The following is a 15525-nucleotide window of genomic DNA, read 5'->3' as shown; positions in this document are numbered from 1 at the left end:
ATCTTGTTTGGCCACATTTAGCGATAAAAAAAGCCGGTTCAAAAGAACCGGCTCTGCTATATGGACTGGCATTGAACGATTATTCGTCGTCGGCTTCTGGCGCCTGGTCATCGGTGTCCACTTCAGGGGCGATCTCATCGTCCCCTTCCGCAGCGCTGCCGTCGATAGCGTCGAGTTCTTCTTCGGCAACCGGTTCGGCCACGCGTTGCAGACCTACTACGTTTTCATCTTCGGCAGTACGGATAAGGATAACGCCCTGGGTATTACGCCCCACCACGCTGACCTCGGACACGCGGGTACGCACCAGCGTACCCGCATCGGTGATCATCATGATCTGATCGCCGTCGACCACCTGTACCGCACCGATCACCGGCCCGTTACGTTCGGTCACCTTGATCGAGATAACCCCCTGAGTCGCACGCGACTTGGTCGGATATTCGACGTTAGCCGTACGTTTGCCGTAGCCGTTTTGCGTCACGGTCATGATAGCGCCATCATCACGCGGCACGATCAGCGATACCACGCGGTCGCCTTCGGCCAGCTTGATACCGCGCACCCCGGAGGCGGTACGGCCCATAGTACGCACCGCGCTCTCCGCGAATCGCACCACTTTACCAGCGGCAGAGAACAACATCGCTTCATCGCTACCGCTAGTCAGCGAAACGCCGATCAGTTCATCGTCATCACGCAGGTTGACGGCAATAATACCGGCGCTGCGCGGGCGGCTGAAGTCAGTCAGAGCGGTTTTCTTCACCGTTCCGCTGGCGGTCGCCATAAAGATGTTCCAGCCTTCAGCATATTCACGCACCGGCAGAATGGCAGTGATACGCTCGTTGGCTTCCAGCGGCAGCAGGTTGACAATAGGACGCCCACGCGCACCACGGCTTGCTTCCGGCAGCTGGTAAACCTTCATCCAGTACAAACGGCCCCGGCTGGAGAAGCACAGAATCGTGTCATGGGTGTTGGCCACCAGCAGGCGGTCAATAAAGTCTTCTTCTTTGATTCGCGCTGCCGACTTGCCTTTACCACCACGGCGCTGCGCTTCGTAATCAGACAATGGCTGATACTTAACATAGCCCTGGTGCGACAGGGTGACCACCACATCTTCCTGGTTGATCAGGTCTTCGATATTGATATCGGCCGTGTTGGCGGTGATTTCGGTACGCCGTTTGTCACCGAACTGATCGCGGATCAGCTCCAACTCTTCGCGGATCACTTCCATCAGACGCTCTGAACTGCCCAGAATACGCAGCAGTTCGGCAATCTGCGTCAACAGCTCTTTGTACTCATCAAGCAGTTTTTCGTGCTCAAGGCCGGTCAGTTTTTGCAGGCGTAAATCGAGGATCGCCTGGGCCTGCTGCTCGGTCAGATAATACTGCCCGTCGCGAATGCCGTACTGGTCTTCCAGCCACTCCGGACGCGCGGCGTTGTCGCCCGCACGCTCCAGCATGGCAGAAACGTTACCCAGCACCCACGGACGGGCAATCAGGCCCGCTTTCGCTTCCGCAGGCGTTGGTGCGGCACGGATCAGCTCGATAATCGGGTCGATATTGGCCAGTGCCACGGCCAGCGCTTCAAGGATGTGGGCGCGGTCACGCGCTTTGCGCAGTTCGAAAATGGTACGGCGGGTGATGACTTCCCGGCGATGACGCACGAAGGCTTCAAGAATATCCTTCAGCGGCATGATCTTCGGCTGGCCCTGATGCAGTGCCACCATATTAATACCAAAAGAGGTCTGCAGCTGCGTCAGCGAGTAGAGGTTGTTCAGCACCACCTCACCCACCGCATCGCGTTTGACTTCAATCACGATGCGCATACCGTCTTTGTCGGACTCATCGCGCAGGGCGCTGATGCCTTCCAGACGCTTCTCTTTCACCAGCTCGGCGATTTTCTCAATCAGTCGCGCTTTGTTAACCTGATAGGGAATTTCATGCACGATGATGGTTTCGCGGCCGGTTTTAGCATCCACTTCAACTTCACCACGGGCGCGGATATAAATTTTGCCACGCCCGGTACGGTAGGCTTCTTCAATGCCGCGACGACCGTTGATGATGGCGGCGGTGGGGAAATCCGGGCCGGGTATATGCTCCATCAAGCCTTCGACGGTAATATTTTCGTCGGCGATGTAGGCCAGGCAGCCGTTGATCACTTCGGTGATGTTGTGCGGCGGAATGTTGGTCGCCATGCCCACGGCGATGCCTGAAGAACCGTTAATCAGCAGGTTCGGGATGCGGGTGGGCATCACTTCAGGGATCTGTTCGGTGCCATCATAGTTCGGTACAAAATCAACGGTCTCTTTTTCCAAATCCGCCAGCAGTTCGTGAGCGATTTTGGACATGCGCACTTCGGTGTAACGCATCGCTGCGGCGGAGTCGCCATCGACGGAACCAAAGTTACCCTGGCCATCGACCAGCATATAGCGCAGCGAGAATGGCTGCGCCATACGTACAATGGTGTCATAGACGGCGCTGTCGCCGTGGGGGTGATATTTACCGATAACGTCGCCGACGACACGGGCGGATTTTTTATAAGCTTTGTTCCAGTCGTTACCGAGCACGTTCATAGCGAAAAGCACTCGGCGGTGAACCGGCTTTAAGCCATCACGGACATCTGGCAGCGCACGGCCAACGATGACCGACATTGCATAATCCAGATAGGAGTTCTTTAACTCTTCTTCGATATTGACCGGTGTAATTTCGCGGGCGAGGTCGCTCATGGACGCGCTTTCCTTACTATTTAATCCCGGATTCAAAGGTGCGAAAGTATATCACATTGCGTCCTGGTGGTGAATGGAAAGCATGGCTGCAGGCGCTTAATTACTTTCTGCATGATTAGCTTAGCGCTGCTCTGCCCATCACAAAGCGTTAAGATGTATACTGCAACCAACTTTGGCTGGAGTGATACCCCCATGAAAACAGAACAAAATACAGACGCGTACAATGTTGACAACAGTGAAATCGCCAAATTTGAAGCCGTCGCGTCACGCTGGTGGGATCTGGAAGGTGAATTTAAACCGCTGCACCGGATCAATCCGCTGCGTCTCAACTGGATAGCGCAACACGCTAACGGCCTGTTTGGCAAGAAGGTGCTGGATGTCGGCTGCGGCGGTGGCATTCTTTCCGAAAGCATGGCGCGTGAAGGCGCGAACGTGACCGGGCTGGATATGGGCGCAGAGCCGTTGCAGGTTGCGCGTCTGCACGCGCTTGAAAGCGGCGTGACCATTGATTACGTCCAGCAAACGGTAGAAGAGCACGCCGCTCAGTTTGCCGGGCAGTATGACGTGGTCACCTGTATGGAGATGCTGGAGCATGTACCGGACCCGCGTTCCGTCGTTCATGCCTGTGCACAGCTGGTCAAACCCGGTGGCGAGGTATTTTTCTCTACCCTTAACCGCAACAGCAAATCCTGGCTGATGGCGATTATCGGCGCAGAGTACGTGCTGCGCATGGTGCCACGCGGTACGCATGACATTAAAAAGTTTATTCGTCCGGGCGAACTGCTTAACTGGGTGGATGAAACACCGCTGCGTGAACGTCATATTATTGGCCTGCACTATAATCCCCTGACCAACCGTTTCAAGCTGGCACCCGGCGTCGACGTTAACTATATGGTGCATACGCACCGCGCTGTTACAGGTTAATTCTTCCTGTTATCTTCATCAGGCGGGGGCGCTTCCGCCTGGTGAAATCTCACTGGCGCTTATCAAATACTGGCTATTTCAACGTATTTTCGTTTTACCCCTTACCTAACCCGCCCGTATTTATACGTCATGCTGTTGCTGGCGGTAAGGCGCTTTCAGCGCGCGCACTTTTCCGGCAAAGTAAAGTTGCCGGTTGCACAGCTGAACAAGAAACCCGCGCCTGGTCAAAAAACTAAAAATATTCTTACCCCATTGACAACGACACATGGCCTTGAGAAACGCGGACTTAGGAAAAAAGCCGGCCTGGCACTCCCACTTTTAAACGAAAATCAAGCCTTGTTAACCGCGTGGAAGTTACTAGAATACTCACTATATTGTTGTTAAAACATCTCTCACCCCCTATATGTAGTGTTTATCCACAGAGTTACTCACAAAGAGCCACCTGTGTATAAGCGTGGGGATTATTTGTTAAGGACAGGTAAAACGCGACATGAATCAGAGTCTGCTTGTAACCAAACGCGATGGCCGCACCGAGCGTATCGATCTCGATAAAATCCACCGTGTTCTCGACTGGGCTGCCGAAGATCTGCAAAACGTCTCCGTCTCTCAGGTTGAACTGCGTTCGCATATCCAGTTCTACGAAGGTATCCGCACTTCTGATATCCATGAAACCATCATCAAGTCAGCCGCTGATTTGATCTCTCGCGATGCGCCTGATTATCAATATATGGCCGCACGCCTGGCCATTTTCCATCTGCGCAAAAAAGCCTACGGCCAGTTTGAGCCGCCAAAATTGATTGACCAGGTGACGCGCATGGTGGAAATGGGTAAATATGACCCGCACCTGTTAACGGACTACAGCGCCGAAGAGTTTGAGCAGATGGACGGCTTTATTGACCACTGGCGCGATATGAACTTCTCCTATGCCGCCGTGAAGCAGCTGGAAGGCAAGTATCTGGTGCAGAACCGCGTCAGCGGTGATATTTATGAAAGCGCCCAGTTCCTGTATATCCTGGTGGCCGCCTGCCTGTTCTCCGGTTACCCGCGCGCCACCCGCCTGGATTACGTCAAGCGCTTCTATGATGCGATTTCAACCTTCAAAATTTCGTTGCCAACGCCGATCATGTCCGGTGTACGCACCCCTACGCGTCAGTTCAGCTCCTGCGTGCTGATTGAGTGCGGCGACAGTCTGGACTCTATCAATGCCACTTCCAGCGCCATTGTAAAGTACGTTTCCCAGCGTGCCGGTATCGGCATTAACGCTGGCCGTATTCGCGCCCTGGGCAGCCCGATCCGTGGCGGTGAGGCCTTCCACACCGGCTGTATTCCGTTCTACAAACACTTCCAGACGGCGGTGAAATCCTGCTCTCAGGGCGGCGTGCGCGGTGGCGCGGCTACGCTGTTCTACCCCATGTGGCACAGGGAAGTGGAAAGCCTGCTGGTACTGAAGAACAACCGTGGCGTGGAAGGTAACCGCGTACGACATATGGACTACGGGGTTCAGCTGAACAAAGTCATGTATCAACGCCTGCTGAAAGGCGAAGACATTACCCTGTTCAGTCCGTCGGACGTGCCGGGCCTGTACGATGCGTTCTTCGCCGACCAGAACGAGTTTGAACGCCTGTATACCCAATATGAAAAAGACGACAGCATCCGCAAGCTGCGCGTGAAGGCCGTCGATCTGTTCTCCCTGATGATGCAGGAACGCGCTTCGACCGGTCGCATCTATATTCAGAACGTTGACCACTGCAATACTCACAGCCCGTTTGATCCGGCCATCGCCCCGGTGCGTCAGTCGAACCTGTGCCTGGAAATTGCGTTACCTACCAAGCCAATGCAGGATGTGAACGACGAAAACGGTGAAATCGCGCTTTGTACGCTTTCTGCGTTTAACCTTGGTGCCATCGAGAGCCTGGACGATTTGCAGGAGCTGGCAACGCTGGCGGTTCGTGCGCTCGATGCACTGCTCGACTACCAGGATTACCCCATCCCGGCGGCCAAACGGGGTGCAATGGGACGTCGTACCCTGGGTATCGGCGTGATCAACTTCGCCTACTATCTGGCGAAGCATGGCGTACGTTACTCTGACGGCAGCGCCAACATCCTGACACATCAGACATTTGAAGCCATTCAGTACTGGCTGCTGAAAGCCTCCAACGAGCTGGCAATCGAACAGGGTGCCTGCCCGTGGTTTGCAGAAACCACTTACGCTCAGGGTATTATGCCGATTGATACCTACAAAAAAGATCTGGATGCCATCTGTAATACCCCGCTATTGCTCGACTGGGAAGGTCTGCGTGAGTCAGTGAAAAACCACGGTCTGCGTAACTCCACGCTGTCTGCTCTGATGCCGTCAGAAACCTCTTCACAAATTTCTAACGCCACTAACGGCATTGAACCTCCGCGCGGCCATATCAGCATTAAAGCCTCTAAAGACGGTATTCTGCGCCAGGTGGTGCCGGAGTACGAACGCCTGAAGGATAACTATGAGCTGCTGTGGGATATGCCGAATAACGACGGCTATTTGCAGCTGGTTGGCGTAATGCAGAAGTTTGTCGACCAGGCCATTTCGTCGAACACCAACTACGATCCGACCCGCTTCGCTAACGGTCGCGTGCCGATGAAACAGCTGCTGAAAGATTTGCTCACCGCCTATAAATTCGGCGTAAAAACGCTCTATTACCAGAACACCCGTGATGGAGCAGAAGATTCACAGGACGACCTCGTACCCTCTATTCAAGATGACGGCTGCGAAAGCGGTGCCTGCAAAATCTAACCTTTATCCCGGGGGCAGGCGTGCCTGCTCCCCCGTTTTTTGGAATGAATCATGGCTTACACCACGTTTTCGCAGAATAAAAATGACCAGCTGTTGGAACCGATGTTCTTCGGTCAGTCGGTTAACGTTGCGCGCTTCGACCAGCAAAAATACGATATCTTCGAGAAACTAATCGAAAAGCAGCTTTCCTTCTTCTGGCGTCCGGAAGAAGTTGACGTCTCGCGCGATCGCATTGACTACCAGGCGCTGCCGGAGCACGAAAAACACATATTTATCAGCAATCTGAAATACCAGACGCTGTTGGACTCGATTCAGGGGCGCAGCCCGAACGTGGCGCTGCTGCCGCTGATCTCTATTCCAGAACTGGAAACCTGGGTTGAAACCTGGGCGTTTTCCGAAACGATCCACTCACGTTCCTATACCCATATCATCCGCAATATCGTGAACGATCCGGCGTTGGTGTTTGACGATATCGTCACCAACGAACAGATCCTGTCGCGCGCCAAAGATATTTCCGGCTACTACGACGATCTGATTGAGATGACCAGCTACTGGCATCTGCTGGGTGAAGGAACGCACCAGGTCAATGGCAAAACCGTCACCGTTAACCTGCGCGCGCTGAAAAAACAGCTCTATATCTGCCTGATGAGCGTCAATGCGCTGGAGGCGATCCGCTTTTATGTCAGCTTCGCCTGCTCCTTTGCCTTTGCCGAGCGCGAGCTGATGGAGGGTAATGCCAAGATAATCAAGCTAATCGCCCGCGATGAGGCGCTGCACCTGACCGGCACTCAGCATATGCTCAACCTGCTGCGCAGCGGTGTGGATGACCCGGAAATGGCGGAAATCGCCAAAGAGTGTCGCCAGGAGTGTTATGACCTGTTCGTGCTGGCAGCAGAACAGGAAAAAGAGTGGGCCGAGTACCTGTTCAGCGGCGGTTCGATGATTGGCCTGAATAAAGACATTCTGTGTCAGTACATTGAATACATTACCAATATCCGCATGAATGCCGTGGGTCTGGATCTGCCGTTCAAAACGCGCTCGAACCCCATCCCGTGGATTAACTCCTGGCTGGTTTCAGATAACGTGCAGGTCGCACCACAGGAAGTGGAAGTCAGTTCTTACCTGGTCGGGCAGATTGACTCCGAAGTCAACGCTGATGACCTCAGCGATTTCCAGCTGTAACCATGGCACGTTCGACCATTACGCTGCGTGCTTCCGGTATGCAGCTTGAATGCCATGACGAGCACCCTTCCCTGCTGGCTGCACTGGAGTCGCACCGCGTGTGCGTGGAATATCAGTGCCGGGAAGGCTATTGCGGCTCCTGCCGAACCCGTCTGTTAAAAGGTGAAGTCTGTTACAGCACTAAACCGCTGGCCTTTGTGCAGGCAGGGGAAATTCTACCCTGCTGCTGCCAGGCCAGCGGTGATATTGAGATCGAGCTGTAAGTAATGGCCTCTTTATAAGGTAAGCCGATAAAACTTAAGCAGATTTATCAATCAGATTACACAGGAGATGAATATGACTTGCCGGCTACAACATCGTTACTCCCCTGATTTTGGCAGTCTCCCATACGATCAAAGTAAGTTTAATGGCCGACATAAGTGTGCGGGTTGTGCTTATGAAAAGGGTTTCGAACAAGGGCGTTCTAAGGCTCAGTTCCTGAATATTGATTACACTACATTACCAAATAGTCAGGCAGGTACTGTAAGGCACAAAAGCGTTCAGGCTGCCTTTGCTAAGGGTTATTTTGAAGGTGTACTCGCTTCTTATCAGTGAAGCTAAAAACTTTCAGTCAGAGATACTTCGTTAAGCCGGGCAGATGCGCCTGACTGAGATAACCCACTCATCAAGTGCATCGACTTTCACAGCAGGAAGCCAAACCCCGTTAAGCAGGCGTCAGCTTCCTCTGACTGGACTACGGACTACAGGGTTTCCACCACCTCAATCCAGCCGTGCCCGCTGGTGACCGTCTGACCATTCAGCCAGCGGCGCAGCATATTCATCGCCAGCATGGCAACCATATCCTGACGTGCTTTCAGCCCGTGACGGCTGACGCCGAACTTCACTTTCTGCGCGAACGTTCCTTCCGGCGTATGCAGCGCAAGGCCCAAACGCTGGTCTTCCATTGCTCCGACCACCAGCGCCAGATGGGCATGATGCTTGTTGGCCAACTGCTGACTGCGCGCCGCCAGTAAGCCAAGCGTCTCGGCCTGGGCGGGCAGCACATTGCCTGCGGCCAGCGCGGCTCCTGCTGAATGGAGCTGCCACTGTAGCAAACCGGCGCTGAATTGTTCACTGACCGACAGCAGCAGCTTGTGCTCTTTTAAACGCCGCGCCAGCTGTTCAGGCAGCGTTTCCAGCCCTTCAAAAATGACGCTGTCGCTGGCGATTTCCCGCACCTGCTGCCAGAACCGTTCCATTTCAGCACGCTTTTCCACCGGCCCATTCAGCTTCAGTTCGATGATGGGCATTGAGGCGCGATAGCCCATCACCACGCCTTCCGGCAGCGTTAACGCTTCAATGGCTGAAGCCAGGTCGCTCTCGCCACGGCCAAAGGTGGTCATGCGTAAACACAGTGGGGGGTGCGGCAGCGCGTAACGCGCTTTCAGACGTGGCAGGATTTGATCCGTCACCATCACCTTATATTCGGATGGCACGCCGGGAGTGAAGAATATCCAACAGCGGTTCAGCTGCATGGCAAAGCCGCACGCGGTGCCAACCGGGTTATCGATCATTTCCGCACCCTGTGGGATTTCAGCCTGCTTGCGATTGCTGGCCGCCATCACTTTGCCACGGCTGGCAAAGAACGCTTCCATTTTCGTCAGCCATTCGGGCTGAAATTCCAGCGCCACGCCAGCGGCAGTGGCGGCCGCCAGCGCACTGAGATCGTCACTGGTCGGCCCGAGACCGCCGTTAACGATTAATACATCAGCCACCTGACTGCGTTCGGTCAGTACCGCGACCAGCTCTTCCAGACTGTCACCCACCGTCTGACGGCGCGTCATCGCTAAGCCCTGCTCCAACAGCAGCGCGGCCAGCCAGGCCGCATTGCTATCGACGATCTGCCCGTGCAGTACTTCATCGCCTGTCGCGAGCATTTCCACTCTGATCATTTTTATCTCCGGATATAAGCCATTCTTCACACTGTATGAAGCGCAAGTCAGAAACACAATTCAATTTTAACTAATGGAATCAGTTTCTGCCGGAGAATTACTCATCGTTTTACACCCCGCGCGGGTGGGCCGGGCGGGGTGCAGAATCACCGGACCGTCGCTGAACGGGGGTCAGTCCGTCGCGCCCGTCACATTCCCAGGAGGCATTTTGTCTGGCTCACCGGGTACATGCACCTCGTCAGCCGTGGATTCCGTTGCCGCCATTATCTCCTGCGCATCGGCTTCGTCTGCGGCATCTTTTTCAAGGCTTTCCTGCTGTTGACCTTTGAGCGGTGCGTAGACCAGATCGATAAGAATAGGAAAATGGTCCGATCCCATATTTTGCAAACGACGAATGCCTGCCAGAACAAAATGTTGACTGTGGAAAACGTGATCCAGCGGCCAACGTAAGAAGGGATAGCCCGCATGGAAAGTACAGAACATTCCCCGGCCACGGCGCGGGTCAAGCAGGCCACTGATTTTCAAAAACAGCTGAGTGGTGCGTGACCAGGCAACATCATTAAGATCGCCGGTAACAATGACCGGTTGCGCCGCCGATGCCACGCTTTTACCCACCATCACCAGTTCGGCATCCCGGTCTGTCGATTCGTCGCTCTCCGTCGGGCTGGGCGGCATCGGGTGCACACAGTGCAGCCGGACATCAGTCTGTTCATCCAGTTGAACCAGCATATGCATCGAAGGAATTTCATCATCGACCAGATACTGAATTTCGGCATCTTTTAGCGGCAGGCGCGAGTAAACGTGCATACCATAGAGATTATCCTGTGGGCATTTCAGGCTGTAAGGATAGTCTGCTGACAGCACGTCCAGCTGCGATTGCCACCAGCGATCCGTTTCCAGCGCAATCAGTACATCTGGCTGCTCCGCCTGCACCTGAGCCAATAGCCGTGGTGCCTGTCTGTTGGGAGTGAGGACATTCGACACCATCACCCGTAAACGGGGAGCATCGCTATAACCACGGTGATCCTTGACCTGCTTTGGGCTGAAAGACGTATAGGGGTAGATCCACCTGCATTGATAAGCGGCACAGCCAGCATTAATCAGTGCCAGCAACAGCGCCCAGCCGTGCTGGCTGCTGAAACAAAGGCAGACCAGCATCATGCACGCCGCAATAATGGCCAGCTGCAACCGGGGGAAGTCCCAAACGCGTATCCACCAGGCTTGATAATGCAGAAGTGGGGCGAGGGTTAACAGCACCAGCGCCAGCGTAAGAAATGTCAAAAATACCATGTCATCTATCCTTTAATAACGGTTAAAAACGGTGCTGTGCAGCCTTATCCGGCCAGTCAATATCACGTTTTGCCATAGGTGACGGGCGAAGGAAGATGTTTTTCACCGTGCCAGTCTGGCTCGCCCCGTTTTGTTTGGTGCAAGCGCGACAAAAATGCCTCTGCCCACCAATGACTATCGTGAAGGGTAAGCTGTCTTAACAGACGCCCGTGCCGTTTACGGCGTTCCGCCAGAGGAAGATGCAAGGCGGAATGTATGGCTTCGGCTATCTCCTGCGGATCGTAAGGGTTAACAATCATCGCTTCCTTCATCTGCTCTGCCGCGCCGGCAAACTTTGACAGAACCAGAACCCCCGGGTCGTCCGGGTCCTGCAGGGCAATATACATCTTGGCCATCAGGCTCATGCCCGCAACCAGCGGCGTAACCAGCGCCACCCGTGCTGCGCGGTATATTCCGGCCTGCTGCTCACGGCTATAAGACGTGGTCAGGCAGCTCACCGGGTACCAGTTCAGCGTGCCGTGCGCGCCATTCATTCCACCACACAGGCTTTCCAGGTGATGGCTAATGTCCCGCGACAGGCACGAATGGCCCGCCGCCGGTGAGGCTAACTGCAGCAACGTGGCGTTACCCGTATATTGAGGGTGCGCCTGCAAAAGCGCCTCCATCGCGCTGATGCGGTAAGGCAACCCGGCACTGTCATCGAGATGCCCGCCGCTGAGGATGATACTTTCTGGCAATGTGTCCCGGCACTGCTGCTCAATGGTGCTGCATCCTTCGCTTTCGCTCAACGTCAACGCGTCACGGGTATCGATGCCGGCGGGAAATACGCCAATGCTAATCGTACGGCCACGAACCTTGAAGGCGGTGGGAGCAATCCGCTCGGCGCGGAAAGTTGATTCAATCCACAGCAGAAAACTGTTCATATCACGCTGCGTCTGAAAACCGATCAGATCGCAGCAAAGCAATGATTCGGCCAACCACTGCCACTCGGGAATGGCTTCGATACCCAGCCCTGGGGGAAAGGGCTGATGCAGGAAAAAGCCAACGGGATTATTCAGGCCAGCATCGCGGAGCAGTCTTACACAGGGTATCAGGTGATAATCCTGTATCCAGATATCATCATCCGGACCGGCGCATTCTGTCACCGCACGGGCATAGGCTTTATTAAGACTCTGATATTGAACGAGATATACAGCGGTGAAGTGGGCCAAATCGGCCCGCTGGTGGAATACTGGCCACATCCCTTTATGTACATAACCGTGATAGCCCTGTTCGTATTCATCATCAGTCAATGGGAATGTCAGGGTGTTAAAGTCACTGTCGCAGCGGGAGGTTAGCTGGCGTAAGGCGTCTGCCCGGGCTGTTTCCCTTGTGCCGTCCCAGCTGATCCACGTCCCTTTGCGGCGTGCCAGAATACCCGCATAAATCGTGGAAAGGGTTGAGTGACCGGACTGATTGAGTGATACCAGGATTAAACCAGACATCAGGCTTACCTCTTGTTACAACGCAGGCAGATGAAATAAGACGGAGTGAATACGCACGGGAGCTGACATCTTCAATCGTATGCCGCTTGTTTCACACCTCGCTGTCACGTTGGGAGCAATTATTCAGTGATGACGCCAAAAAACCGGGTTCCAACGCAAAATGCTGTTCTGGCATCCGAGCGTGAAACAGGGTTTTATCCTGCATGTTGCACACTAAACAGCGCAGAAAATTGGCTGTTATACGCGCTGCGCCAGTGGAGGGGATATCAGTGTTCATGGCTTTCCCGATTGAGGGTTCAGATATCATTAGTGCCAGGCATTAAACTGCTTTTGGTGTAAAAAAGGCGTAAAAATTTTGCCATAAATCTATAAATCACGTAAATAATATTGTACTTATGTATGCTGTTACAGCGTCTCTCGGCACTATCCTGAAACCAGAGCGGCAATACGAATAGCTTATCGGCCGCACTCTACCGAACGTTCAGGGGGGCCAGTTGAGAATCAGATGTCGTCATACTTAACTCACAATAAGACCGGTAAATGAAAACTTCAGATAAACAACCCTTGCCCACGGCCATGCTGGCGGCAGCGGGCATCGTATTTGGTGATATCGGAACCAGCCCGCTTTATACCCTTAAAGAATGCCTGTCCATACTACCTGACGGCGGCATGAATGAAGTGGCCGTGATGGGGTTCCTTTCCCTGATTTTCTGGGGACTTACGCTTATCGTAACGGTGAAGTACGTTTGCTTTGTTATGCGTGCCGACCATGATGGTGAAGGCGGTATTCTTACGCTGATGTCGCTTGCGCGACAGAAGGTGGGTAGCCGTGCCTCACGGTTGATCGTGCTGGCCGGACTGACGGGCGGTGCCTTTTTCTACGGTGATGGCATTATCACCCCGGCTATTTCGGTGCTGTCCGCTGTTGAGGGCATTGAGGTTGTTGCGCCGGCTCTTGACCGTTTTATCGTCCCGCTGTCGGTCGTCATCCTGACTGTGCTTTTTATCATTCAGAAACACGGAACTGAAAAGGTCAGCCGGGTATTCGGGCCGGTCATGGTGGTCTGGTTTATCACGCTCGCCGCCATGGGTATCAGGGGAATACTGATGAACCCCGCTATACTGCATGCGCTTAATCCGGCATTTGCGCTGGAATTCCTGTTAAGTAATCAAGCGATTTCTCTCGCCGCGCTGGGGATGGTCGTGCTGGCCGTAACCGGTGCTGAGGCGTTATACGCTGATATGGGGCATTTGGGTAAGCGCCCAATCAGGCTGGCCTGGCTGGTTCTGGCAATGCCGGCGCTGGTGCTGAACTACTTCGGCCAGGGAGCACTGGTTCTGGCAGATACCGCCACCGCCAGGAACCCCTTCTACCTGCTGGCACCGCAGTGGGCGCAGATCCCGTTAATCGTTCTTTCCACGCTGGCAACCGTTATTGCGGCCCAGTCGATCATTACCGGTATTTTCACCCTGACCCAGCAGGCAATACGCCAGGGCTTTTTGCCCCCGGTTCGCATTGTGTTTACCTCCGCCACGGAATCGGGCCAGATCTACATTCCGGTGGTTAACTGGCTGCTGTTTGCCGCAGTCACTGCGGTTATTCTGGCTTTCCAGCACTCTTCTTCCTTGTCGTCTGCCTACGGCATTGTGGTCACCGGCACGATGGTGCTGACATCCTGTCTGGCCGGGGTGGTTGCAGTGAAAAACTGGAAGTGGCCTTTAATCGCCTCGGTTCCTTTTATCCTTTGCTTGCTGGCCGTCGACGTTCCGTTGTTCGGCGCTAACCTGCGCAAACTGCTGTCCGGAGGATGGGTTCCGGTGCTGATGGCGCTGGTTATGCTGGTTCTGATGTACATCTGGAGTTCTGAGCGCTCTAAGATTATTCGTCGCCTGACTGATAATGCCGAAGGACTCAATGCCTTGGTTCGCTCGCTGGAGAAGTTACCTCCCAAGCGGGTCGAAGGTACGGCCATCTTCATGACCAGGAAAGAACACGAAATTCCGCAGGCGTTGCTGCATAACCTGAAGCATAACCGGGTGCTGCATGAACGTGTTGTCCTGCTGCATATCAGGACCTGTGACACGCCAAGGGTGCATAACCAGCAGCGCATAACTCTGCGGCAGCTGTCCCCCTCCTTCTGGCAGATCGTTGCCTCCTATGGCTGGCAGGAAGTGCCTTCGATGCAGGATATTCTCCACCTCTGTGGACTGGAAGGATTTGGATGTACGGTCAACGAAGCCTCCTTCTTCACGTCGCACGACACCTTAGTGATGAAAAAAAGGAAAGGTCTGGCACGCATAAGCGGTGGAATATTCCACTTCTTCCAGCGCAACGCACTGCGCGCTCACGCACAGTTTATGATCCCCCCTAACAGGGTGATTGAGCTGGGTGGGCAGAAAGAGTTCTGATCGCTGCCTGCAATCCCCCCAATCCGGAGCTTTTGTCTGCTCCGGATTGCCCTGCCCGAATACGCTTTGCCCGCAGAACGATGGCCGAGGCCACAATGATGCCGGTTGGCGGTTTTCCAAACTGGTTTTATCGTCTGGTCAGTTCTACTGGTGACGCAGGCGGTCAAAGCGGAAGAAGATTAACGTGAGAATCGGACGGGGAAATAACAGGCGGACGTAGAGCAGACGCCCAACCGGGCGTCTGTGTTAACCAACGACATTAACGGCGCAGCAGTAAGCCGATAACCAGGCCCAGCGTGGCACCAACGCCTACGCCATGCCAGGGCTTATCATGGATGTAATCATCCGCGCAGCACGCGGCCTGTTTCGCTCGTGCGTAGTAAGAATCAGACGCGCTGCCAAGGCGAGATTTAACTTCATTAAGTGATTTTTCCGCTTTAGCTTTAAGCTCAATGTACTTCTCATCGGCCGAGTCGCCGGACGATTTCAACACCGACTCCAGCGTTTCTGCCAGCAGAGCCAGGTCGTCATCAAGGCGGGTATCTTGTGATTCATTCTTAGTAGCCATTTGTTCCTCCGTGGGCGAATAAAAGTATGTCGACTAACTATAGACAGTTTTTGCCGTTTTGCCTGACAAAGGTCAGCAATTGGCTGTAATCCCCGACAAATTTACCATCGACTGCTAAAAGAACGGTACAAAATCAAGTCGCAGAATGGACAAACAGTCGAAATTTCTGCGCTGATTAGATTAATCTGATAAATTTTGGCTGGATCGAATTATTCATCAGGTTTGGTGTCGTAACTCCCTGTAAC

General features: G+C 54.0%; 11 protein-coding genes. 6 read left to right on the top strand and 5 right to left on the bottom strand.

Translation table 11 applies throughout. The features are described 5' to 3' along the window. Window positions 1-79: 79 nt before the first annotated feature. Complete coding sequence (gene gyrA / locus EPYR_RS06550; RefSeq protein WP_012667614.1) at window positions 80-2716, bottom strand: DNA topoisomerase (ATP-hydrolyzing) subunit A; 2637 nt, start codon at window positions 2714-2716, stop codon at window positions 80-82. 192 nt (window positions 2717-2908) lie between these two features. On the opposite strand from gyrA, the gene ubiG reads away from it, so the two are divergent. The 5 genes from ubiG (at window position 2909) to EPYR_RS06525 (ending at window position 8192) form a co-directional block, all read left to right on the top strand. Then, window positions 2909-3640 (top strand): bifunctional 2-polyprenyl-6-hydroxyphenol methylase/3-demethylubiquinol 3-O-methyltransferase UbiG, encoded by a 732-nt coding sequence (gene ubiG, locus EPYR_RS06545; protein ID WP_012667613.1) that lies wholly within the window; start codon window positions 2909-2911, stop codon window positions 3638-3640. A 490-nt stretch (window positions 3641-4130) separates the two neighbouring features. After that, window positions 4131-6416: a class 1a ribonucleoside-diphosphate reductase subunit alpha gene (gene nrdA / locus EPYR_RS06540; RefSeq protein ID WP_012667611.1), complete on the top strand. Its 2286-nt coding sequence runs from the start codon at window positions 4131-4133 to the stop codon at window positions 6414-6416. Window positions 6417-6467: 51 nt separating this feature from the next. Beyond that, on the top strand, window positions 6468-7598 hold the full coding sequence (gene nrdB, locus EPYR_RS06535) for a class Ia ribonucleoside-diphosphate reductase subunit beta (RefSeq protein ID WP_012667610.1): 1131 nt from the start codon (window positions 6468-6470) through the stop codon (window positions 7596-7598). Window positions 7599-7600: 2 nt separating this feature from the next. Further along, window positions 7601-7861 (top strand): class I ribonucleotide reductase maintenance protein YfaE, encoded by a 261-nt coding sequence (gene yfaE, locus EPYR_RS06530; RefSeq protein WP_012667609.1) that lies wholly within the window; start codon window positions 7601-7603, stop codon window positions 7859-7861. Window positions 7862-7928: 67 nt separating this feature from the next. Beyond that, complete coding sequence (locus EPYR_RS06525) at window positions 7929-8192, top strand: hypothetical protein (protein ID WP_231844233.1); 264 nt, start codon at window positions 7929-7931, stop codon at window positions 8190-8192. 146 nt (window positions 8193-8338) lie between these two features. Here EPYR_RS06525 and EPYR_RS06520 read toward each other — a convergent pair whose 3' ends face one another. The 3 genes from EPYR_RS06520 to EPYR_RS06510 all read right to left on the bottom strand — a co-directional run bounded on the left by EPYR_RS06520 (window position 8339) and on the right by EPYR_RS06510 (window position 12303). Beyond that, complete coding sequence (locus tag EPYR_RS06520; protein WP_012667608.1) at window positions 8339-9529, bottom strand: nicotinamide mononucleotide deamidase-related protein YfaY; 1191 nt, start codon at window positions 9527-9529, stop codon at window positions 8339-8341. 171 nt (window positions 9530-9700) lie between these two features. Then, the gene (locus EPYR_RS06515) at window positions 9701-10819 is read right to left on the bottom strand and encodes an endonuclease/exonuclease/phosphatase family protein (protein ID WP_012667607.1); all 1119 of its coding nucleotides are present in this window, start codon (window positions 10817-10819) and stop codon (window positions 9701-9703) included. Between the two features lie 62 nt (window positions 10820-10881). Beyond that, entirely contained in the window at window positions 10882-12303 is a 1422-nt protein-coding gene (locus tag EPYR_RS06510) for an alpha,alpha-trehalose-phosphate synthase (UDP-forming) (protein ID WP_012667606.1), read from the bottom strand. Between the two features lie 540 nt (window positions 12304-12843). Between EPYR_RS06510 and kup the strand changes: the two genes are divergently transcribed. Continuing rightward, window positions 12844-14712, top strand: a complete 1869-nt coding sequence (gene kup, locus EPYR_RS06505) for a low affinity potassium transporter Kup (protein WP_012667604.1) — start codon at window positions 12844-12846, stop codon at window positions 14710-14712. A gap of 259 nt (window positions 14713-14971) precedes the next feature. Here kup and elaB read toward each other — a convergent pair whose 3' ends face one another. Then, on the bottom strand, window positions 14972-15280 hold the full coding sequence (gene elaB, locus EPYR_RS06500; RefSeq protein WP_012667603.1) for a stress response protein ElaB: 309 nt from the start codon (window positions 15278-15280) through the stop codon (window positions 14972-14974). Window positions 15281-15525 lie beyond the last annotated feature (245 nt).

This window comes from Erwinia pyrifoliae DSM 12163, from assembly GCF_000026985.1.
Taxonomy (GTDB): domain Bacteria; phylum Pseudomonadota; class Gammaproteobacteria; order Enterobacterales; family Enterobacteriaceae; genus Erwinia; species Erwinia pyrifoliae.
Note: the sequence above shows the minus strand (reverse complement) of the source record. Positions and strands in the feature narration are given on the sequence as shown.